This is a genomic window from Archangium minus (genome assembly GCF_044360475.1).
GTDB classification, from domain to species: domain Bacteria; phylum Myxococcota; class Myxococcia; order Myxococcales; family Myxococcaceae; genus Archangium; species Archangium minus.
In genome coordinates, this window is the sequence record NZ_CP043494.1 from 2329797 (window position 1) to 2349965 (window position 20169).

Consider the following 20169-nt stretch of genomic DNA (forward strand, 5'->3'; position numbering starts at 1 on the left):
AATCTCAAGGGTATCAAAGTCATTCATAACCCCCAAACCGTGAGGGCGTTGGCGCATGGTAGGTCAATTTCTGGGTGCTTATTGGATGAATCGGCGGCTGACGCTGCGTCACTACATTGCCGCCACCCGGCACTTCCTGCTCGAGTTGCAGAAGCTGCACCCGATGTTCCACGAGCTGGTGGCCTGGGGAGGCACGGCGAAAGCCCGGGTCGAGCTGCGGCCGGCTTGAGCAACCTGGAGGACGCCATCCACCGCCTGGGCCGGGTCAAGGACTCCCTCTACACCCACCTCGGGCCGGACGGCGGCCTCTCCCCCGAGTCTGAGTGCGAGAGCGGCTTCATGATGGTCTACTCCAATGACAAGCCTCTGGAGGAGGGCAGGATCCAGATCCGGATCACCGCGGGCGTCAGCTCCCCCTGGTTGAGCAATTCCGTGGTGATCAACCAGCACGTCGCCCGTGCCTCGGAGATGCTTGACCCCAAGCTGGTGAAGCGGCTGATGGGTGTGACGGTGGAGAGCTGGAAACCCCAGCGGGGGCTGGTGGGCGCCCAGGAGTTCGTAGACAAGGTTCGTAACGGCACCTCCATCCCGGTGAAGAAGAGGTGCGGTGTGCCGTCCGGCAGCGGGCTTGCGACAAACGTTCCAGCGCCAGCGCTCCGCGCGCCCCGTAGCGGCACAGCCGCTCCAGGCCCTGCCTGTCGCATGTTCGTATTTGAGCTGAGTCGGTTGGACCTGTGAGGGGCTCGCCCGCGAAGGTCTAACTCGCCTTGAGCAGGCGTGCCCCCACGAGGCTCAGGCGTCCTGCGCCGCTGGCGGAGGCCCGGCCAGCCGGCGGAGCAGCTCGCGCGGATCCACCCCGAGCACATGCTTGAGCTGCTCGCCGACAAGGGCCACGCGGGAGGACAGCTCCCCATTCCCTCCCAGGCGCGCGTCCAGCACGGTGAGCCGCTCGACGGGGGCCTGCCCCACCGGTCCGAGCAGGGACTCCAACAAGGGCGCGAGCTTCTGGGCGAGGAGGATCTGCCGCGCCGACCCGTCCGAGTCCTGCCAGGTGCGTGCCAGCGCCGAGAGAGAGGTGGCGGTCGCCCGGCCCTCCTCCACGATGCGGGAGGCCGCCCCGCGAGCCGCCGCCACCTGCTCCTGGCGCCGCGCCTCGGCCGGCTTGAGGACGTCCGCCTCCAGCAGGAGTCGCACCTGCTCGATGCGTACCCGCTGCACGTCCACCTCCGCCCGGGCGCGCGCCAGTTGGGAGGCCACCGCGCCCCGCTCCTCCGCCACCCGGGCCGCCTGCCTCGCCCGGGCCTCCAGGATGCGCCGCTCCGCGTCCGCGCGGGCCACGGAGAACTCCGCCTCCAGGCGCGCCACCTCGCGCACCTCGCGGTTGTGCGCCGCTCGCTCGGCCGCCAGGGTCTGGTTCTCCGCCTCGGCGATGCGCGAGCGCATCTGCAGCGCCGCCGATTGCTTGCGGCCCAGCGCGTTGAGGAAGCCCCGGTCGTCCGAGACGCTCTGGATCTTCAGCGTGTCCAGCACCAGCCCCAGCTTGTTGAGATCATGATCCGCCTCCTGGAGCAGGCACTGTGCGAAGCGGGCCCGGTCGCCGTTGACCTCCTCGGGGGTGAGGGTGGCCAGCACCCCGCGCAGGTTGCCCTCCAGCGTCTCCTTCGCCACGCGCACCACCTCCTCGCGCGGCTTGCCGAGGAAGCGCTCGATGGCGTTGCCGAGGATGGGCTCCCCGCTGGCCACCTTCACGTTGGCCACCGACTCCACGTTGAGGGGAATGCCGCCCTTCGAGTAGGCGCCCCTCACCCCCACGGCGATGACCATGTTGGTGAGATCCAACGCGTCCACGCGCTCCAGCAGGGGGATGCGCAGGCCACGCCCGCCGTGCACCAGGCGGTAGCGCGCGGGCCGCCCCTCCACGAGCCGCCGCGTCCCGGAGAAGATGAGCACCTCGTTGGGCTGGCAGATGTGGATCAGCTTCTGTGCCACCGCCGCCACCGCGGCCGCAGCCAGCACCAGGACGACGACGAGCACGGCGAACACCGTCATGACCAGGCCTCCTCTCCCAAATCCCGTTGTGGACCACCACCATCCGCTGGAGGGCGTGGCGCCTCGCGTGGCCCGGCGAGCACCGCGGGGATGTCCACACCGAGCGTGGAGGAGACCTCCCGGAGCAGCTCCGCCACCGCTGCGGGATAGGCGCGCAGGTAGCTCGCCAGGGTGGAGCCGTCCCCCGAATCCAGCAGGGACACCGTGTCCACCCGCACCCGGGAGGCCGCGCCCGCCACGGTCCCGAGCAGCTCCTCCAGATGCTGGAGGACGAACATCTCCATCGCATGGCCCCCGGTGTCCCGCCAGGCCTCCGACACGAGCGCCAGGGACTCGGCGGTGGCGCGCCCATTCTCCGCCACGGGCGCGGCGGCCCCGGCCGCCTCCAGCTCCCGGGCGCGCCGCCGGGCCTCCGCCGGGACGATGACGTCCGCCCTCAGCCGCAGCTCCTCCAGCTCGGCACGCACCTCCTGCAGCGCCTTCTCCGCCTCCGCGCGGGCCTCCTCGGCCGCCGCCAGGGCTCGCTCCTCCTCCGAGCGCGCCTGGGCCTCGAGCCCGGCCCGCTGCTCGGCCAGGGCGTGGTGGTGCTGCTGGATGCGCGCCTCCGCCTGGGCCTCGGCCACCCGGGCCCGCGCCTGGGCCGCCGCCTCCGCCTCCTCGGCCTGGCGCACCGCATCGGACTCGGCCACCTCCGCCTCGCGCAGCACCTCGGAGATGCGCACCCGGCCGATGCTGTCCAGGTAGCGCCGCTCATCGGAGACGTGCTGGATCTTCAACGTGTCCAGTTGCAGGCCGAGCTGGCGGAGATCCTCCCCGGCCTCCTCCGTGAGCCGATTCGCGAAGGTGAGGCGATCCTCGTTCACCTGCTCGGGCGTCATGGTGGCCAGCACGCCGCGCAGGTGGCCCTCCAGCGTCTGCCGGGCCACCTCGGAGATGGTGGTGCGGCCGTGCCCGAGGAAGCGCTCCAGCGCGTTGCCGAGCACCTGGGGCTCGGAGGACACCTTCACGTTGGCCACAGCCTGCAGGGTGAGGGGAATGCCCCCCAGCGAGTAGGCCCCGGTGACGGACATGGGCACCGACAGCAGGCTCACGTCCATCCGCTCCACCCGCTCCAGCAGGGGAATGCGGAAGGAGCGCCCGCCAGACACCACGCGGAAGCCCACCGAGCCGCCATCCCGCGCGCGGTGCCTCCGTCCGGCGAAGACGAGCACCTCGTTGGGACGGCACACGTGCACCAGGGCCTTGGCCACCAGCAGGGCCACCAACACGGCCAGCAGCACCACGGCGCCGAGCACCAGGGGGATGAACAACTCACTGTTCGCGGACAGCTCCATGGAACCTCCTCACGAGACGGGGACAGGCGGCGGCTGGAGGCCGCGCGGCTCCTCGGCGGAGACGACGCGCACCGAGCCATCCTCCAGGACGTCATGCACGAACACCCGGTGGGCGGGCGCGAGCGGCACCACCGTGTCGCCATATGCGAGGAGCTCCACCGTGCGCCCCTTCAGCTCCACCCGCACCTTGCCCGGCTGGTCCCTCCCCACCGGCACCACCACCCGGCCGAGCCGCCCCACCACATCCGCGGGCCGCATGACGCTGTCCACCTCGGCGCGGCCCAGGCCGCGCAGCACGCGTGACGCGATGAGCCCCGCGCCCAGCCCCATGCCCGCCGACAGGCCGCCGGTGAGCAGCGCCCCCGCCCCTGCCAGGGTGGACAGGAGCACCCCGGTCAACCCGAAGAAGGCGAGGAAGAAGGTCCAGAAGAACAGGGAGGCCAGCGGGAGCGCTCTGCCCAGGGCGCCTCCCTCTCCCACCTCCGAGCCTTCCGGCCCTCCCCCGGCGAGCCCGTCCACCTCCCCGGCCTCGCCGCCGGAGAGCAGCGAGAGGATCAGCAGCCCTCCTCCAATGATGAGGCTCGTGACGTACAGCGCGAACATGGGCCCTCCGAGCGAGGCGATGGTGCCTCGGTACGAAATAGGGTGTGGACGGGCCGGATCCGCGGCGAGCGAATTCGTATGCTGCTCTTAGACTGCACGGCTCCGCGCGCACCGGGCTCAGCGAGCGCCAGGACGGGAGGAAGGACGCCTGCGCTGGGAGCGCGGCCCCTCGTGCCCAGACCAACGGGTGGAAGTGATTGGAGGCGAAGACTCCCTGCCCTCGAAATGAGAGGGATTGATCAACCTTCCAGGCGCCAGGGGGATGGCGCCGGGTATGCGTGGCTCAACGCCCACTGGTCCGTCGCGCTCAGCAACCAGGTCTGGATACTTGCACGACCCCTCCTCACGGTCACGGTCCCCTCGGTGACAATTTTCGCCCAGGGAGTGACGTAAAATGTCCGCTGCCCGCTGCTCGCTGCCCCGTCGCTGAGAGTGGGAGTGGGTGCGCACGGTGCTGGCCCACCCGGTGCATCATCGGGCAAGGCTCACCGCGCCGAAAGGGCTCGACATGTGCCGCAACCCGCTGCTGCTCCTCCTGGTGCTCCTCTCCGCATCGACCGCTTTCGCGGAGTACGACGAGGAGTACGAGGAGTACGACGAGGAAGAGGCCCCGCCGATGCTCGAGGGCTCGAGCCGCTTCTCGCTCCAGACCGGCTGGCGGTACACCCCCAACACCCGGTTCTATGATGAGTACTATTCGCATCCGAGGAACCTGAAACTGAAGCGCTCAGCGGGGGCGATCGGTGGGCCACTGCTGGCGGCCACCTTCGCGTATTCGCCAATGGAGTGGCTGGAGCTGGGAATCGATCTGTTCGCCACCTACGAGCGAATGCAGCTCACCGGCCAGCCAGGGCTGAACGCCATGACTTTTGGCTCTCTCGTGGGCCTGCGCGTCCAGAAGCGGCTGGAGATAGGGCCCGAGGGGCTGGTTCCCTCAGTGGGAGTCCTCATGGGACCCCTGTTCGCCGCCTCGTACTTCGATGGAGGGGGCTCGGTGGAGAACGCCGCCTATACGATCGGAGGAACAGTGGGGGCGACCCTGCGCCTCAGCGAGAAATGGGGGCTCGCTTTCGAGTACCGGCTGCTCTTCGCCAAGGGCGTGGCGGAAGAGGTAGGCGTTTACGATGCGATCGGGAACTGGTTCTCCGTGGGCATGACCTACCAGCTTCCATCGGTGTCGGACCGGCCCATGAGAAAACTCTTCTAGCGTCCGGCCGCGACTCGATTGGAATCCGGACGCTGGAGTGGCGTGAACTCGAGCCTGAAGGCCCAGGCGGGAAAGACCGTCGCCGCGAGGCCCGAGCCAATTCCATACAAGAGTTCATCCAGCGGAACCCCGAGGAACCGGCCTCGCAGCAGGATGCTTGGTCGCCACGTGCGTTCGAAGACACCGGGCACGAGCAGCTCGAAGACCAGGCACAGTCCGAGGTAGATGACGCCCGAGAGCCCCGCTCCCCACAGGCTCGGGAGCACCAGGTCCGGACGCACCACCAGGGCTCCCACGGCACACGACACCATCGCCGCCACGGCCGCGTAGAGGATGGGTACGCCCACGGCATTCAACAGCCCGGCCACCGCCAGCATGAGCACGATGGCCCCGATGGCCCGCCACCCGTGCCTCGACGTCCCTCCCTTGGAAACCACCGTCCGGCGGAACGCCACCGCATAGGCGGTCGAGGAGAAGGCACCAAGCCCGACGACGAACAGCACGTCCTCGATGCCGAAGCCGATCCGTTCCGCCAGGTCGAACAGGAACCTCGGGGTCCAGTACTCCGGATAGAACAGCCATTCGGTCGCCGCGAACGGGAGCGAGGCCAACGCTACCCTCCCCATCAGCCAGCGCAGGTCCGGACGCGCGAGCCACATGAGGGCTCCCGGAACGAGGAACAGGAGCGCCAGCACCAGGAACTCATAGGACATGGCATCTCCTCAGGCGAGCGCCAGTCCCACGAGGGGGAGTGCGATCGTCGACAAGGTCGCGGTGATGGCGGCCGCGACCCGGAGTTGGATGAGGCGGGAGCCAGGCGGCGCGGGACGTATCAGTGGCACCGCGAGCGTCGCCACCACCGGTACCAGCAGCCCCAGGCCCGCGCTCAGGCCCACGGAGCCCAGTCCAAACGGGGCCAGCACCCAGGTGAGCCCGTTCAGCGCCACGATGGCCCAGGCGGCCCGCTCGCCACCCACCCGCGCCGGGAGCGTGAGCTTGCCGCTCTCGCGATCAGAGGGCTCATCGGGGAGCGCGGTGGCGATGGCACAGCCGAGGTGGGTCGGCAGCAGGAACATGACGAGCGCCCAGGGAAAGCGCCCGAGCTCTCCACCCTGCGCGACATATCCATAGAGCGGAAGCACCCCGGCGACGCCCACCATCTGCAGCAGCTCCCCACCCCCCCGATAGGAGAGCCGGAGCGGTGGATGGCTGTAGGCCCACAGCAGTGCCAGCGCCGCCACCGCCAGCGGCACGAGCAACGGTGCTCCCCGGGCCACCGCCAATCCTACCGACAGGCTCAACAGCGCGACCGCGCAAACGATGGCGGCCGTGCCGAGCGCACGCGGCGAGAGCCGTCCCTCGACCAGCACGCGGGAGCCGCCAGAGAAGAGGGTGGGCGTCCGATTGCGGCGGTCCGTCTCCTGGTCCGCATGGTCGTTGGCGTAGACGATGAAGAGCTGGTCGAGCACCCCGAAGAGTTGCACTCCCACCAGGGTCCCGAGCTCGAGCGCACGGCCCTGCATGCGCACGGCGATGAGCTGCCCGAGCAGCAGCGGGAGCGCGATGTACGACTGCGAGGGCAACCGCGAGGCCTGAATCCAGGCCCGGAGCGTCTCCCTCCCGACCTTCACGGCGAGGCCTCCCGCGAGAATCCGAGGCGCTGGGCGGTTTCAGCTCGCAGGTCGGTGAACGGAAGGTCCCAACGGCGCTCACCCTCGAAGAGCCAGGCCTTGACGGGGATGAGGCCCTCCTGAGCGAGCACCCGGTGCAGATGCTCTTCCTCGCGCGGCTCGCGGCGGAAGGTGAAGGGATTGCGGAAGTCCTTGCCCTCGAGCTGCCCGTACTTGGCGTCATTCTTGGAGATGAGCTCGATGAGCGTCTGGAGCCGTCCTTCGAGATAGTCGAAGAACGCCACGTCGAAGGGCCCGATGCCCGCACGCGTCTCGGGCTCGCTCGCCACCCAGCGGGCCCAGTCATAGCCGTACAGGAAGTCGTGGGCGTAGCGGAAGCGCAGCTCCGACTTGTTGCCGAAGCCCCGGCACAGACCCATCACCCGGTGGGCGAAACGGGAGATCTCCTGCGGCCCGCCAGCGTGCCACATCCGCCAGGCCAGGTGGTCGAGGTCCCAGAAGATGTTGTCCGGGAAGTCGTCCACGAGAGCCCGTACCACCTCACCCAAGCCCTGGGCGAAGGCACTCGCCCGCTCCACTTCAGAGCAGCCCTCCAGCAACTGCGCGGTCAGCTCCACGGGAAGGAGCGCTCGGGGCCGGCTGGCATCGAGCGAGGCGCATGGCCCGAGCAGGGGCGTCAGCGGCTCGAGTCTGGCGAGGATCTCATCAAAAAGATCGCTCACTTCCGTCCTCCCAGTCCCACGGCGAGCACGAGCGCCGACAGCGTGAACGTTCCCCACCAGATGGCGCGGTGCAACTCCACCTTGTACGCCGACTGCGCACCGAAGGCATTCGTCACCGCGAGGGGGCTCTTCCTCCTCAACCGCACGCCAAAGGCCCCCGTGAGCAGCGCGGCGGGCACGACCGAGGCGAGTGGCGGGGCGTTCTTGGCCAGACCCGATGCGGCGAGCCAGAGGAACACGCCCATCCCTAGCAAGGCCTCCGTTGCTCCGCGGACCCTCCGGTTGCCCAGCAGTGTGGTGAAGGTCCGTTTGCCCCCGGCGCGATCGCTCTCCTCGTCGGACAAGCCGCTGGCCAGGGCGCTCGACAGGGACAGCGCCAGCAGACCCGGAACCAGGGAGACGAACCACGTCGGTGTCCATTCTCCGCACTGGGCATGAACATGCAGGGCGGGGAGCACTCCTCCCACGCCCACCATCTCCAGCAATTCGCCGCCGCCCCGGTAGTTGAGCCGCAGAGGCGGCAGCGTATAGGCAACGAAGATGAACAGGCCAAGCGCCGCGAGAGGAAGCAGCAGCGGGCGCCCGAGGACGAGACCCGCTCCCCAGGCCAGGAGCAGCGCCAGCGCTCCGGCTCCGAGGCCCGCGGCGAGCACCGCCTTGGCTGGGAGGATGCCGTCGGGAATCGTCTTCGGCGAGCAGCCTTGGGGAAACATGCGACGCTTGAGGACGTCCACCTGGCGATCGCCCCAGTCGTTGAGCAGCACGATGAAGATGATGTCGGCGGCCGTCCACAGCACGCCGAACACCAGCGCGCCCCAGGACAGGTGGCCGGCGGAGGCCGCTCCCACGGCCTGCCCGAACAGCGCGGGGACGAAAACCTTCGGCCAGCTCGCTGGCTTGAGTGCGTACCACCACCGCGCCGCGGGCCTCATTGATTCGAGTTGCACTACGGTTGGGCCTCCTGTGCCGGTTCTCCTTGCGCGCCGAGCACCACCGCGATGGGCTCCAGCATGGGGATTCGCGCACAGACCATCAAGACCGTCGCGGTGATGGGGACCGCGAGCAGTGCCCCCACGGGGCCCCAGATCCATTCCCACACGCAGACAGCCAGGAGGACGACCAGCGCCGAGAGCCGCAGTTGCTTTCCCTCCAGGAGCGGCGCGACGAAGTTGCCCATCACCTGCTCGATGGCGAGGATGCCCAGGGCCACGAGGAGCGCGCGACTCGGCCCTTGTGTCGCGAACGTGAACAGGATGGGCGGTATGGCCGCGAGGATGGAGCCGAGAATGGGGACGTAGTTGAAGAGGAAGAAGAGCACCGCCCAGAGGAGGGCGAGCTCGACGCCCACGATGCCGAGGAACACGCCCTCCAGGAGCGCGGTGGCGAGGCCCACGCCGGTGATGACGAGCAGATAACGCCGCACCGCGATTGCCGCCGCGGCCAGCGCGCTGAGAACCTTCGTGCCGCCATCCCCAGGCAGGATGCGAGTGGCCTTGGTCCGCCATCGCGGGGCCTCGAGCAACATGAGCAGCACGAAGAAGGTGACGAGCACGAGGAAGCCCAGTGCTCCCCCCACGCCCTGGAGGGCGGCGGCACCCGCCTCCGCGGCCCTCTGACCCAATGCCTCGGGGGACGGATTCACAGGCATTCCCCGCGCTTGGGCCCAGGCCAGGAGCGGCTTGAGCTTGGCCTCCACCTGGTCCATGTGCTCTGGCAGCTCACGTACGGCGGCCCCCACTGCGAGCGCGAGCGCGCCGCCCACCAGCGCCAGGGCAACGAGCATCACCAAGAGCGCGGCAGCGGTCCCCAACCAGCGCAGGCGTTTCGGCAGCCGGGCGCACAGCGCGTGCTGCACCGGGTAGACCAGGAGTGCCACGAAGAACGCGAAGGTGAAGGGAGCCGAGATGCTGTGCGTCGCCTTGAGTGCCGCCCCCACGAGCACCGCCGCGACGACAAGCGCGGTACCAGGTAGCACCCTCATGCGACGCTCCCGAGGTTCGGGCAATTCGGTGGCCAAGGTGGCAGCTCCTCTTCTCGTCCTCCTGCTCAGACGGGCATATCCCATGAAGTGTCAGCCCCGTGCGACGTATGTCGCCCGATTTCCCGCGATGCTCATGCATCGGACACTTCGCTATTGCTATGCGGCTTTACTCCAGACGCGCGTCCGCCCAGTCCTCGTGGTCGCAGGTGCCGCCATCGCCCGCGTTCCCCACGAGCAGTCGGAGCTGTTGCTTGTCTTTGACGCTCACGTGCTCCGGTCCCGCTCGGCGGGGCCACGGCTCCATGATGCGGACTCCACATGGGCACGAGGAAGAGGAGCGAGAGGTGGCGCCCGGGTTTCCCCGCGAAGGCCTTCACCAGGTTCAGCACACCGAAGACGAATCCAACGTATGCCGTTGAACGGCTTGGCAGGATGATTGCCGTGCCTGGAGTACACTCCCGGACTCCATCATCCTGGGGGGGGACCGATGTTCCTGGTCGAGAACGGACACGTGCAACGCAGGGCTCGGGGCGCGCGTGCACTGGGCGCTCGAGGGGTGGGTACGAAACCAGGGAGCGACCGGGCTCCGGCTCGTCGTGCAGGAGCAGAACCCGGGGGCGCTCCGGTTCTGGCAGCGGCAGGGCTACGCCATCACGGGCCAGACGCTCCAACGGACCCGTACCCGGGAGAACGTCATCCACCTGTTGCGCAAATCGCTCGACGCCTGAGCGCTGCGCCAGTGTGGCGCCCCCCGCGGGGCTCTCCATGCGCTCGACGAAGCCGTGGGCATCGAGCACCACGCTCAGAGAGGGAGCGTTTCACGGGCCCGGATCGTATACCTCCGCTGTCATCAGGACGCTGTTGTTGTAGTTGAAGCCTCCCGAGACGAGCACCTTGCCATCGGGCAGCAGCGTCGTTGTATGGAGTCGGCGCGCCTCAGCCATGGGACCGGCGGAAGTCCAGCTTCCCTTGGACGGGTCGTACACCTCCGTCGTCAGCAGCTCCCTGGCATACCGCCCTCCCGAGACGAGCACCTTGCCATTGCGCAGCAGTATCGCCCCGGGCGAATCACGAGGCTCGGTCATGGCTCCGGTGGAGCGCCAGGTGCCCGTGGCCGGGTCATACAATTCTGTCGGCCCATCGTATCCGCCCGTGGCGAGCACTTTGCCGTCGGGTAGCAGCGTCAGCTCATGGTTGGCGCGAGCCTGGGTCATGGAGCCGGTGTTGCTCCAGGTGCCCATGGCCGGGTCATACACCTCCGCCGTCACCAGGCCGGCACCGCTCTTGACTCCCCCCGAGACGAGTACCTTGCCTGTGGAGAGCCGCGTCGCCTCATGCCAGTAGCGCGGTGCGCTCAGGGCGCCGGTGTTGCTCCAGGTGCCCGTGGCCGGGTCATACACCTCTGCCGTCGCCAGGTAGACATGACCGGTCGTGGTTCCTCCCGAGACGAGCACCTTGCCATTGGGCAGCGGCGTCGCTGTATGCGAGGAGCGCGGGGTGGACATGGAGCCAGTGGGGCTCCAGGTGCCAGTGGCCGGGTCGTACACCTCCGCCGTCGCCAGGTAGTAGCTATCCTCGTTTCTTCCTCCCGAGACGAGCACCTTGCCATTGGAGAGCAGCGTCGCCGTATGCAAGGCGCGCGGGGTGGACATGGAGCCAGTGGGGCTCCAGGTGCCAGTGGCCGGGTCGTACACCTCCGCCGTCGCCAGGTCGCTGGTCTCGTGTCTTCCTCCCGAGACGAGCACCTTGCCATTGGAGAGCAGCGTCGCCTGATGCGTCGTGCGGCGAACGGACATGGAGCCCGTCGGGTTCCAGCTCCCATGGGTTGTCCAGACCGTGTCCTTGGAGATGCACAACGCCAGACTGCCCGTGTTCTGTCCACCGCGGCCGTCTGTCACCACCACCTTCACCTGGCAGTTGTTGCAGGCCGCCGCGGGTAGGGCCGAGGGGGCGAAGGTGGCGCTGGCGGAGTCCATCCCCGTGAAGCTGCCCGAGCACGTCGCGCTCCACTGGTAGCTCAAGCCATCGCCATCAGGGTCGGTGGCCGACACGGACAAGGCCGTCTGCTTTCCCACGTCCAGATAGGATTGGGAGGAGGTGAGCGTCACCACCTTGGGCGCACTGTTGAAGTCTACCTTCAGCTCCTGCGCCCCAGTGGTCATGGATACGCTCAGCGTGAGGTTCAGCGTGAGGCTCGCGCCGCGCGAGTCGCTCACCGTGAGCGTCAGCTTCACCGGGCCCTGGGTCGTCGGCGCGGTCCAGACGGTGCTCGCCTGGGAAGGGGTGGCGAAGCTGCCCGAGGGGGCCGCCCAGGCATAGCTCACGCTGTCGCCCGCGTTGGGATCATGCGCGCTGGCTGTGAGAGAGACTGTGCCGCCCGGCGCCACCGTGGTGGGGGTTGCCACCAGCGAGTCGACAAGGGGAGCCTCGTTGGTGAAGGGGGACGGCGCGGAGCTGTCCTGGAGGAGGAGGGACACGAGCCCCGTGGCACCTGCGGTGACGGTGACGTCCTCGGCACGGCCCTCGTAGCGCAAGGCATTGGAGGCGTTGAAGGCCTGGGCGAGGAAGGTGCGGTGGAGGCCCGCCGGAATGTCGCCGAGCACGCCGCCCCACACCCCGTCGGTGAGCACCAGCTCGGAGGACAGCGGGCTCATGTCGGCGCCGGACACGGTGACGGTGACGCGCGCGATGTCACCCGGTACGGCCGCGGGCGTGGCGATGGCCAGGCGCATCGTGCCGGTGGTGGAGGTGCCGGCGGGCGGCGAGGAGGGCTCACAACCGGCGAGTACCGCCAGCACGAGAGAAAGGAGGAACACGGGACGTACAAGGGACATGGGCTGTTCTCTGGATGGAAGCGGACTGACGTTTCAACGGCCCATGGCCGGGAAATACAGCTCCGCCGAACTCAAGGCGCCGCTGTAATTTGTCCCCCCCGTGATGAGCACGATGCCCGAGGGGAGCAGCGTCGCTGTATGCCATTCGCGCGGCAGGCGCATATAGCTATCGAGGCTCCAGCTGCCCGTGGCCGGATCGTACACCTCCGCTTCGTTCACGGCGCTAGTGGTGTAGCCCCCCAAGGCGAGCACCTTGCCGTCGGGCAGCAGCGTCGCCGTCGGAGCCCTGCGTTCTGTGTACGTGTAACCGGTGAACTGCCAGGTGCCCGTGGCCGAGTCGTACAGCGTTGATGTCGTCACGTAGCTCCCTTTGCCACTTCCCGCCGAGACGAGCACCTTGCCATTGGACAGAGGCATCGACAGGTGAAAACCACGCGGTGTGTCCATGGGGCGGGTAGGGCTCCAGGTGCCCGTGACCGGATCGTACACCTCTGCCGTCGCCAGGTAGGCACCGCTGCTATCGACTCCCCCCGAGACGAGCACCTTGCCATCGGGCAGCGGCGTCGCCGTGGCGCTGAAGTGGGGCGAAGCCATGGGGCCGGTGGAGTTCCAGGTGCCCGTGGCCGGGTCATACACTTCCGCCGTTGCCACGTAGGTACTGCTGTTGAGTCCCCCCAGGACGAGCACCTTGCCATCGGGCAGCGGCGTCGCCGTATGCAAGGTGCGCGCGGCTTTCATGGCACCGGTGGGGCTCCAGGTGCCCGTGGCCGGGTCATACACCTCCGCCGTCGCCAGGTAGGTCGTATCGCTGGAGGTTCCTCCCGCGACGAGCACCTTGCCCGAGGGGAGCAGGGTCGCTGTGGGCCTGTTGCGGGGCGAGGCCATGGGGGCCGTGGAAGTCCAGGTGCCCGTGGCCGGGTCATACACCTCCGCCGTCGCCAGGTATGTACTGCCGTTGTGGCCCCCCGAGACGAGGACCTTGCCCGTGGGGAGCAGGGTCGCCTGATGGCCGTAGCGGGGCGAGGCCATGGAGCCCGTCGAGCTCCAACTCGACACTCCTGTGCCCCGCACCTGGATGGGCAGGCTCATGGAGACGGCCGCGCCGCGCGAGTCGCGCACCGTGAGCGACAGGCCCACCACGCCCTGGGTCATCGGCGCGGTCCAGCGGGTGTTCGCCTGGGTAGGAGTGGAGAAGCTGCCCGAGGGGGCCGTCCAGGTATAGCTCACGCTGTCGCCCGCGTTGGGATCATGCGCGCTGGCCGAGAGAGAGACCGTGCCGCCCGGGAGCACACTCGTGGGATTGACCGTCAGGGAATCGATGAGGGGCGTCTCGTTGGTGAAGGGGGGCGGGACAGAGACGTCCGTGAGGGAGAGGCTCAACAGGCCCGTCGTCCCGGCGGTGACGGTGACGTCCTCGGCACGGCCCTCGTAGCGCAAGGCATTGGAGGTGTTGAAAGCCCGGGCGAGGAAGGTGCGGTGGGGGCCCGCCGGAATGTCGCCGAGCACGCCGCCCCACACTCCGTCGGTGAGTACCAGCTCGCTGGACAGCGGGCTCATGTCAGCTCCGGACACGGTGACGGTGACGCGCGCGACGTCACCTGGCGCGGCCGCAGGCGTGGCGATGGCCAGGCGCATGGTACCGGTGGCGGACGAGCCGGCGGGCGGCGAGGAGGGCTCACAGCCGGCGAGCACCGCCAGCATGAGGGCGAGGACTGGGGACGAACGCAGCGGAGACACGGAGGGTCCTGTTCGGGGAGGGGCCGCACGCGGAGCGCGACGGCGCGTACTGTAAATCAGTTCGTTCACGCCCATTCAAGATGTCGTCTAGAACAGAGGCCGGGAGGTGCCCATGCGAGTCAAAAGAATCGTCGCCAACGTGGTGAGCCCGACGCCGGCTGCAGCCGCTCGCTTCTACAAAGACATCCTCGGTCTCGACATCCTCATGGACATGGGATGGATCGCGACCTACGGCTCCGAAGAGGAGATGCAGGTCCAAATCAGCTTCATCTCGGAAGGTGGCTCGGGTGCGCCGGCGCCAGACTTGTCAATCGAGGTGGATGACCTGGACGCGGTGCTGCGTCGAGTGAAGAAGGCGAAAATCCCCGTGGAATATGGCCCGTGTGACGAGCCTTGGGGCGTGCGCCGGTTCTTCGTGCGCGATCCGTTCGGCAAGTTGGTGAACATCCTCGCTCACGACTGAAGCGAGGACATCGGGCGGCGCCACCCTTGCTCGTCCGAGGCCTACGGCGCCCCGGTCTGGGAGATTCGCTCCTGCATCAGCGTGGCGCCCCCCGCGGGGGTCTCCATGCGCTCGACGAAACCGTGGGCGTCGAGCACCACGCTCACGGAGATGGAGCCGGCCTCCATCGTGGCGGCCCGAGGTCCCGCTCCAGCGCGCGGGCGAAACACCACCCGCGTTGGCGCGGAGGGGTTGGCGGGGGCCACCCACATCGCGGCCTCGACGGCCTCGCCGCCCTTCAGCAGGCCGTCGCGCAGCCGCTGGGCGAGACTCACCTCTCCCAAGAGCTCGCCATTCAAACGCGCCTGTACGTCCTTGCCGGCCAGCTGGCCCTCGACGGCGTAGCTCCCGTCCTGTTCGCGGCTCAGTTTCACCTGCGCGGTGACCGCGTCATTGACCCGCTTGCTGTAGCTCTTGACCACGAGCATCCCCTCGGCGTCCGTCTGCTCCCAGTAGTTGGTGTCCAGGAATTGGAGCTCGGTGGGGGAGCCCGGACGCACGAGGGTGGTGCTGCCCTCGAAGATGGTCCCTCCCGTCTTCGCGCCGAACAGGGCGGAGGACTGGAACCCGAGCACCTGGTTGCCCACGCGCGTCACCTGCACGTCGCTGAAGTAGGGCTCCACCGGCTGCTCCTTCGCGGTGGAGGACAGTCCTGTCGCCACGGACTCGGTGACACGGAGGAAGGTCTGTGCATAGCCCATCTCCTCGTGGAAGCAGGACTTGGGAAGCACGGGGTCGGCATGCACCATCACCTTGATGCGGCCCACCTGCCCACCCTGGGAGAAGTCTCCTTCGAGGTAGAGCGCCGGGCTGCCCTTGAAAGCCTTCACCTCGGTGGCTCGCACGCGTTCCAGCGTGATGCCCTCCGGGAGCGACTCAAAGAGTGACCTGGCCGCGGCTCCCGCGTCGATGGGGTTGGGGTAGAAGAGACAGGTGACGGGCGAGGCGGTGCCGATGGGGACGGTGAAGATGACGACATCGTTGGGGCGCTTTTCCACCCCCGGTGTACCGGCGGCGAGCACCTCACCCTGGAAGGGAGCCTCCTGCGACGCCACCCGCGTGCGCGGCAGGGAGGCCGTCACCTCCCGCGCGAGCGCCTGACGGGGGGTGAGCCCCTCTTCTGGCACGGGGGAAGCCGCGGGCTTGGGGTGGGCTTGCGCCTCGCCAGCATGGGTGGAGGGAGCGTTCGCCGCACAGCCAGCGGACGCGAGGACGAGCAACAACCTCAGTCGGGACATGAGCATGCCGCACCCACGTATGAAGGGCAGACGGCCTGACGGACAGCGTCATTTCGCTTGGCCACCTCTGAGCCCACCCCAAGCTTCAGGTGCTGGCCGCCCGTTCGATGACCAGGATGCGCGCCTGACCGCGAGGGTGGGCCATGTGCTCCTCGCCCTCGCGGATGTGGAGGATGTCTCCCGGCTCCAGGGTGATGACCTGCTCGACCGCTCCGGGCCTGCGCACGTGCATGTCGACCGTGCCGTCGAGCACGACGAACACCTCCTGTCCCTCATTCGTGTGCCAGCGGAAGGGGGCATCCGTCCACCGCAGCTTCACGGTGGCGTCGGGGAGCGTCATGATGCTGGGACCGCTCCAGGCGCGGTCAGCCTGGAAGGTGCGTCCTTGAATCTTTTCCATGTCGGTGCTCCTGTCAGGAGCGCCAACTCTCGGTGGCGGTACGGCCGGAAATCCACCGGCGGAACGCCAGTGGGACCGGCGGAATGACGGTGGAGGAGCCTTGGCCGGGAATGACCGACCGCTGGATGAGGTGGACGAGCGCCTGCTGTCGCTGTTGGAGAAGAACGCGCGGACCCCCGTGGTCGCCTTGGCCCGGGCGGTGGGGTTGTCCCGGAGCGCGGTCCAGGACCGGCTGGCACGGCTGGAGGACGCCGGGCACATCGCGGGTTACACCCTGGTGCGAGGGCGCCCACAGAACCGGCCCCAACTCCGGGCATTGCTCTCCCTGGTCATCGAGACGCGTCCCTGCGCGATCGTGCTCTCGCGCTTCCAGGACTGGCCCGAGGTGAAGTCCTGTTGGTCCCTGGCGGGGCCGATTGACGCCGTGGTCCTGGTGGAGACCAGGGACGCGGAGCAACTGGGCGAGCTGCGCAACCGGCTGGCCGCCATTCCAGGAGTGGTCTCCGTCAACACCGCGACCGTGTTGAAGACTGTCGTTGAGCGCCCGTAGGGTATTGGCTCCTCTTGAGGCCTGGCCTAGTAGTTGGCCTGGAAGCAGAGGAAGTTGCCGTTCGTGAAGTAGAAGCCCGTCGAGAGGTTGGTACTCGACGGGTCGGCGCACAGGCTCACGGTGATCTCGGCGCGCTCCCGGCTCGTCCCCGACACCACGTAGTCGGAGCTGGAGAGCACCTGCATGGAGCCGTTCCAGACCGTCCCATCGACCTTCACCAGGAAGAGACCGCTCAAGGCATCCTTGGTCGAGGGGAAGGGCACGTTGGAGTACGCGGAGAGGGCGATCTTCACGCGCTTGAAAGTCGTCGCCCCGCAGGCGGCCGTGTCCGTCGCGGCGCTCACCACCCGGGCGTTGTAGAGAATGCGGCCCGTGGTGCCGAGACCGCCTTTGCCCGTGAATTTCGCGTAGTTCTCGCACGTAGGCGCCGGGAGCGGCGTGCACTGGGCGGAGCTGCAGAAGTGCGTACCGTAGGCGCAGGTCGACTGGCCCTCGCCCGTGCAGGGCTTGCCCGTGTCGTTGCTCGCCTCCGGCTTGCACTGCCTCGTCGTCGCATCACAGCGCTGCCCCGTGGGGCAGTCCGTGTCCGCCGTGCACTTCGGCATGCACACGGAATACTCGCTCGAGCACAGGAGATCCGGTGTGTCACGGTCGATGTTGCACAGCTCGGTCGTGGAGCACTTGCACACCCGGCGGGTGTCGGTGGCGCTCAGCAAGTCACACCTCTTCGCGGCATCCGGACAGTCAATACTGCTCTCGCAGGTCTGGACGCAGACCTGCGCCGTGGGATGGCAGAGCTCCAATTTCAGGCAGTCCGTGTCCTGCTGGCACCTGAGATTCCTGGGCTCGACCTGGGCCTGCGCGCACTGGCCCGACGCCGTGTCGCACGTGCGGCCCGTGCCACAATCCGCGTTCGAGACGCACCTCGGCGTGCACACCCGGTCCAGGTTCGAGCACACCAGGTCGGCCTTCTGACGGCCCTGGTTGCACAGCGTGTCCGTCGCGCAATGACAGACTTTCGTGCTGTCTGTCACGCTCACCACGTCACAGACCTTCGCGGTATCCGGGCAGTCCGCGCTCGCCCTGCAAGTCTGCACACAGACCTTCGCCGTGGGATGGCAGAGCTCCGAGGGCAGACAGTCCTCGGAGGTCGTACACAGCGGGTTGCGGTCCTGTGGGCTCACGGCCACGCACTGGCCCGTCGCCTTGTTGCACTGCTGTCCCGTGGCACAGTCCGTGTTCTGGGCACACGTGTCCTCGTCAATCTCGCTCGCGCGGCAGCCCGCCATCAGCACACTCGCCACGACGAGCATCCAGCCGATCTTCCCTGGCTTCATGTTGATTCCCCCTCAGAGGAGCACGTTCGGTGTCGGCTCCTGGTCCGCCATCCTACTCCAGCGTCGGGCCCGGGCTGCTGGTCAGCACGTTCGGGCTCAGGCGGACAGGAGCGCCTTCAGAATCGCCTCGGAGCGGCGTTGTCCATAGCCGTGCCCGTAGGCGCGCGAGGTGATCGCCACGACCATGTGCCGGGATGGGACGAGATAGAGCTTGTTGCCGCCATTGCCCGACGCAAACCGCACTGTCACCGCTCCTCGCTTCAGCGGGTGTGTTTTCGTGTACCAGAAATAGCCGTAGGCGTCGGCATAGGGGTCGACCGAGCCAATTGGGACGAGTGGCCGCATGCTCGTCTCGAGCCAGCCCGATGAGAGAATCCGCTTCCCCCGCCATTTGCCTCCATCGAGAAGAGCCTGCCCGATCCGGGCGAGCTCGTCGGTGGTCAAGGACAGGTTGCCCTGGCCTTTGGTATGGCCGGCGACGTCACTGGCCCAGTCGACGCGTTGGATTCCCAGCGGCTCGAATAGTGCTTCGCGCGCGAAGGCCAGCAGGCTCTTCCCCGTCGCGTGTTCCAGCAGCAGTCCGACCGCATAGGACGTCAGCGAGTTGTAGACGTAGCGCGTGCCGGGTCGGTCGACGGCGGGAATGCCGAGCAGGAAGGCGACTGGATCCTTCGCTTCATCCATCCGGTCTTCGTTGCCGGGCGAGTCTGGATCCTGGTCGTTTGCAGCCAGGCCGGAGCGCATGGTCAGAAGATCTACGAGCGAAGCTCGACCGAGCGCGCTGCCACGCACCAGTGGCCAGTAGCGTTCGAGCGGCTCATCCCGTGCGCCCAGGAGTCCGCGATCCAGCGCGGCACCGACCAGGAGCGAGGTGATGCTCTTCCCGGCCGACCGGATGTCGTGCAGCGCCTGTGGATCCGCGCCGTGATAGTGCCGTTCGGCCACCACGGCCCCTTTGACGCGAACGACGACACCGTGCAGATCGGGATGCTCGTCCTGGTCCCAGCGTTCGAGGAGCGGTTGAAATCGCTCCGAAGCGGTACGCGCATAAAGGAGCGACGGCACGAGCCCCGTCGCGAGTAGTGCCGCTCCGGCCAGGACGTCTCGACGTCGCATACAGCCTCCCGAGTGACCACGTATTGCTGAAACCGCGGTAGCTGCGACCGTACATGGTTTACCGGCGGTCGTGCATCACCACGCCGCAACGGGGGCCAGGGCTTTGATGCGTCCGTTGGTGCTTTGTGTCATGCAGGGGCCGCCGGAGCGAATTGTGCGCCCTGGCGGTTCCTCCGCTCTGGAGACGAGGTGCCATGCGCTGGATCCACTCGGTGCTCTTCTGGTCGTTCTTCGTGGCGACTTCCGCCGTGCTCTTTTTCGTGGGGCTCGTCATCTTCCTGGTGACGTGGCCTTTCGACCGGAACGGCCGGGTGCTGCACCTGTTCTCCAGTGCCTGGGCACAGCTCTACCTCTGGGTGAACCCTGGCTGGCACGTGCAGATGGAAGGCCGTGAGCGCCTGCCCTGGCACGGGCCCGCGGTGCTGGTGTCCAACCACCAGTCCTTGGGCGACATCCTCGTGCTCTACGGCCTCTACAGGCCCTTCAAGTGGGTCTCCAAGGCCAGCATCTTCAAAGTGCCGTTCCTCGGGTGGAACATGTACCTCAACCGCTACGTGGGGCTCGTGCGAGGGGACAAGGAGAGCATCGCGAGGATGATGGCCGAGTGCGAGCGCTGGTTGGACCGGGGCGTTCCCGTGCTCCTCTTCCCCGAGGGCACGCGCTCACTGGACAATCAGCTCAAGCCCTTCAAGGACGGCGCCTTCCGGCTGGCCCTCTCCAAGGGCTGCCCGCTCATTCCCATCGTGCTCACCGGCACGGGTGACACCCTGCCCAAGCACGGGCTGCTGCTGAAGTACCGGGCCCGCTGCAAGGTCCGCGTCCTGGAGCCGGTGGACCCGCGCGCCTTCTCCGACGTGGTCACGCTGCGCGAGCACGTGCGTGACCTCATGGTCCGGGAGAAGTCCCGCCTCGATGCCTGAGCCTCTTC

General features: G+C 68.0%; 22 protein-coding genes. 7 read left to right on the plus strand and 15 right to left on the minus strand.

Annotation, left to right across the window (positions count from 1 at the left end):
- Positions 1-85 precede the first annotated feature (85 nt).
- Positions 86-229, plus strand: a complete 144-nt coding sequence (locus tag F0U60_RS09530) for a hypothetical protein (RefSeq protein WP_395816929.1) — start codon at positions 86-88, stop codon at positions 227-229.
- The gene (locus F0U60_RS09535) at positions 226-738 is read left to right on the plus strand and encodes a hypothetical protein (RefSeq protein WP_395816933.1); all 513 of its coding nucleotides are present in this window, start codon (positions 226-228) and stop codon (positions 736-738) included. Before F0U60_RS09530 ends, F0U60_RS09535 begins: the two co-directional genes overlap by 4 nt.
- A 54-nt stretch (positions 739-792) precedes the next feature.
- On the opposite strand, the gene F0U60_RS09540 is transcribed toward F0U60_RS09535, so the two are convergent.
- The 3 genes from F0U60_RS09540 to F0U60_RS09550 are packed head-to-tail and all read right to left on the minus strand — an operon-like array spanning position 793 to position 3986.
- Entirely contained in the window at positions 793-2049 is a 1257-nt protein-coding gene (locus F0U60_RS09540) for a flotillin family protein (protein WP_395816936.1), read from the minus strand.
- On the minus strand, positions 2046-3383 hold the full coding sequence (locus tag F0U60_RS09545; RefSeq protein ID WP_395816939.1) for a flotillin family protein: 1338 nt from the start codon (positions 3381-3383) through the stop codon (positions 2046-2048). The genes F0U60_RS09540 and F0U60_RS09545 overlap by 4 nt, the downstream gene beginning before the upstream one ends.
- Positions 3384-3392: 9 nt before the next feature.
- The gene (locus F0U60_RS09550; RefSeq protein ID WP_395816942.1) at positions 3393-3986 is read right to left on the minus strand and encodes a hypothetical protein; all 594 of its coding nucleotides are present in this window, start codon (positions 3984-3986) and stop codon (positions 3393-3395) included.
- 442 nt (positions 3987-4428) lie between these two features.
- On the opposite strand from F0U60_RS09550, the gene F0U60_RS09555 reads away from it, so the two are divergent.
- Positions 4429-5193 carry a hypothetical protein gene (locus F0U60_RS09555; protein ID WP_395816945.1) on the plus strand — a complete coding sequence of 255 codons (765 nt, stop codon included), beginning with the start codon at positions 4429-4431 and terminating at the stop codon, positions 5191-5193.
- On the opposite strand, the gene F0U60_RS09560 is transcribed toward F0U60_RS09555, so the two are convergent.
- From F0U60_RS09560 to F0U60_RS09585, 6 genes are all read right to left on the minus strand, one after another.
- Positions 5190-5906 carry a lycopene cyclase domain-containing protein gene (locus F0U60_RS09560; protein ID WP_395816948.1) on the minus strand — a complete coding sequence of 239 codons (717 nt, stop codon included), beginning with the start codon at positions 5904-5906 and terminating at the stop codon, positions 5190-5192. The genes F0U60_RS09555 and F0U60_RS09560 overlap by 4 nt on opposite strands.
- A 9-nt stretch (positions 5907-5915) precedes the next feature.
- Positions 5916-6824, minus strand: coding sequence for a prenyltransferase (locus F0U60_RS09565; RefSeq protein ID WP_395816950.1), 909 nt, complete (start codon positions 6822-6824; stop codon positions 5916-5918).
- On the minus strand, positions 6821-7546 hold the full coding sequence (locus F0U60_RS09570) for a ferrochelatase (RefSeq protein ID WP_395816953.1): 726 nt from the start codon (positions 7544-7546) through the stop codon (positions 6821-6823). Before F0U60_RS09570 ends, F0U60_RS09565 begins: the two co-directional genes overlap by 4 nt.
- Positions 7543-8493, minus strand: coding sequence for a prenyltransferase (locus tag F0U60_RS09575; protein ID WP_395816956.1), 951 nt, complete (start codon positions 8491-8493; stop codon positions 7543-7545). Before F0U60_RS09575 ends, F0U60_RS09570 begins: the two co-directional genes overlap by 4 nt.
- Positions 8493-9527 carry an AI-2E family transporter gene (locus tag F0U60_RS09580; RefSeq protein ID WP_395816959.1) on the minus strand — a complete coding sequence of 345 codons (1035 nt, stop codon included), beginning with the start codon at positions 9525-9527 and terminating at the stop codon, positions 8493-8495. Before F0U60_RS09580 ends, F0U60_RS09575 begins: the two co-directional genes overlap by 1 nt.
- A gap of 166 nt (positions 9528-9693) precedes the next feature.
- Entirely contained in the window at positions 9694-9831 is a 138-nt protein-coding gene (locus tag F0U60_RS09585) for an NPCBM/NEW2 domain-containing protein (RefSeq protein ID WP_395816962.1), read from the minus strand.
- Between the two features lie 169 nt (positions 9832-10000).
- On the opposite strand from F0U60_RS09585, the gene F0U60_RS09590 reads away from it, so the two are divergent.
- On the plus strand, positions 10001-10255 hold the full coding sequence (locus F0U60_RS09590; RefSeq protein ID WP_395825151.1) for a GNAT family N-acetyltransferase: 255 nt from the start codon (positions 10001-10003) through the stop codon (positions 10253-10255).
- A 90-nt stretch (positions 10256-10345) separates the two neighbouring features.
- Here the strand turns inward: F0U60_RS09590 and F0U60_RS09595 are convergent, their stop codons facing one another.
- Together F0U60_RS09595 and F0U60_RS09600 are read right to left on the minus strand one after the other, a co-directional pair.
- Positions 10346-12361, minus strand: a complete 2016-nt coding sequence (locus F0U60_RS09595; RefSeq protein ID WP_395816964.1) for a kelch repeat-containing protein — start codon at positions 12359-12361, stop codon at positions 10346-10348.
- 33 nt (positions 12362-12394) lie between these two features.
- Positions 12395-14098 (minus strand): kelch repeat-containing protein, encoded by a 1704-nt coding sequence (locus F0U60_RS09600; RefSeq protein WP_395816968.1) that lies wholly within the window; start codon positions 14096-14098, stop codon positions 12395-12397.
- Between the two features lie 112 nt (positions 14099-14210).
- On the opposite strand from F0U60_RS09600, the gene F0U60_RS09605 reads away from it, so the two are divergent.
- Positions 14211-14561, plus strand: a complete 351-nt coding sequence (locus tag F0U60_RS09605) for a VOC family protein (RefSeq protein ID WP_395816971.1) — start codon at positions 14211-14213, stop codon at positions 14559-14561.
- Between the two features lie 41 nt (positions 14562-14602).
- Here F0U60_RS09605 and F0U60_RS09610 read toward each other — a convergent pair whose 3' ends face one another.
- The gene (locus tag F0U60_RS09610) at positions 14603-15838 is read right to left on the minus strand and encodes a hypothetical protein (protein ID WP_395816974.1); all 1236 of its coding nucleotides are present in this window, start codon (positions 15836-15838) and stop codon (positions 14603-14605) included.
- A gap of 85 nt (positions 15839-15923) precedes the next feature.
- Positions 15924-16238 carry a cupin domain-containing protein gene (locus tag F0U60_RS09615; RefSeq protein WP_395816976.1) on the minus strand — a complete coding sequence of 105 codons (315 nt, stop codon included), beginning with the start codon at positions 16236-16238 and terminating at the stop codon, positions 15924-15926.
- A 100-nt stretch (positions 16239-16338) separates the two neighbouring features.
- Between F0U60_RS09615 and F0U60_RS09620 the strand changes: the two genes are divergently transcribed.
- Positions 16339-16788 carry an Lrp/AsnC family transcriptional regulator gene (locus tag F0U60_RS09620; protein ID WP_395816979.1) on the plus strand — a complete coding sequence of 150 codons (450 nt, stop codon included), beginning with the start codon at positions 16339-16341 and terminating at the stop codon, positions 16786-16788.
- A gap of 26 nt (positions 16789-16814) precedes the next feature.
- Here the strand turns inward: F0U60_RS09620 and F0U60_RS09625 are convergent, their stop codons facing one another.
- Both F0U60_RS09625 and F0U60_RS09630 read right to left on the minus strand, forming a co-directional pair.
- The gene (locus tag F0U60_RS09625; protein ID WP_395816981.1) at positions 16815-18125 is read right to left on the minus strand and encodes a hypothetical protein; all 1311 of its coding nucleotides are present in this window, start codon (positions 18123-18125) and stop codon (positions 16815-16817) included.
- Positions 18126-18221: 96 nt separating this feature from the next.
- Positions 18222-19241, minus strand: coding sequence for a serine hydrolase domain-containing protein (locus tag F0U60_RS09630; RefSeq protein WP_395816984.1), 1020 nt, complete (start codon positions 19239-19241; stop codon positions 18222-18224).
- 194 nt (positions 19242-19435) lie between these two features.
- On the opposite strand from F0U60_RS09630, the gene F0U60_RS09635 reads away from it, so the two are divergent.
- Positions 19436-20161 (plus strand): lysophospholipid acyltransferase family protein, encoded by a 726-nt coding sequence (locus F0U60_RS09635; protein ID WP_395816986.1) that lies wholly within the window; start codon positions 19436-19438, stop codon positions 20159-20161.
- The last annotated feature ends 8 nt before the right edge of the window (positions 20162-20169 follow it).

What these genes read in the sequence shown, in the direction of transcription:
- F0U60_RS09625 (WP_395816981.1), bottom strand. Translation starts at nt 18,125, where the DNA reads ATGAAGCCAGGGAAGATCGGCTGGATGCTCGTCGTGGCGAGTGTGCTG.
- F0U60_RS09630 (WP_395816984.1), bottom strand. Translation starts at nt 19,241, where the DNA reads ATGCGACGTCGAGACGTCCTGGCCGGAGCGGCACTACTCGCGACGGGG.
- F0U60_RS09530 (WP_395816929.1), top strand. Translation starts at nt 86, where the DNA reads ATGAATCGGCGGCTGACGCTGCGTCACTACATTGCCGCCACCCGGCAC.
- F0U60_RS09635 (WP_395816986.1), top strand. Translation starts at nt 19,436, where the DNA reads ATGCGCTGGATCCACTCGGTGCTCTTCTGGTCGTTCTTCGTGGCGACT.
- F0U60_RS09610 (WP_395816974.1), bottom strand. Translation starts at nt 15,838, where the DNA reads ATGTCCCGACTGAGGTTGTTGCTCGTCCTCGCGTCCGCTGGCTGTGCG.
- F0U60_RS09545 (WP_395816939.1), bottom strand. Translation starts at nt 3,383, where the DNA reads ATGGAGCTGTCCGCGAACAGTGAGTTGTTCATCCCCCTGGTGCTCGGC.
- F0U60_RS09540 (WP_395816936.1), bottom strand. Translation starts at nt 2,049, where the DNA reads ATGACGGTGTTCGCCGTGCTCGTCGTCGTCCTGGTGCTGGCTGCGGCC.
- F0U60_RS09615 (WP_395816976.1), bottom strand. Translation starts at nt 16,238, where the DNA reads ATGGAAAAGATTCAAGGACGCACCTTCCAGGCTGACCGCGCCTGGAGC.
- F0U60_RS09605 (WP_395816971.1), top strand. Translation starts at nt 14,211, where the DNA reads ATGCGAGTCAAAAGAATCGTCGCCAACGTGGTGAGCCCGACGCCGGCT.
- F0U60_RS09550 (WP_395816942.1), bottom strand. Translation starts at nt 3,986, where the DNA reads ATGTTCGCGCTGTACGTCACGAGCCTCATCATTGGAGGAGGGCTGCTG.
- F0U60_RS09595 (WP_395816964.1), bottom strand. Translation starts at nt 12,361, where the DNA reads ATGTCCCTTGTACGTCCCGTGTTCCTCCTTTCTCTCGTGCTGGCGGTA.
- F0U60_RS09560 (WP_395816948.1), bottom strand. Translation starts at nt 5,906, where the DNA reads ATGTCCTATGAGTTCCTGGTGCTGGCGCTCCTGTTCCTCGTTCCGGGA.
- F0U60_RS09585 (WP_395816962.1), bottom strand. Translation starts at nt 9,831, where the DNA reads ATGGAGCCGTGGCCCCGCCGAGCGGGACCGGAGCACGTGAGCGTCAAA.
- F0U60_RS09580 (WP_395816959.1), bottom strand. Translation starts at nt 9,527, where the DNA reads ATGAGGGTGCTACCTGGTACCGCGCTTGTCGTCGCGGCGGTGCTCGTG.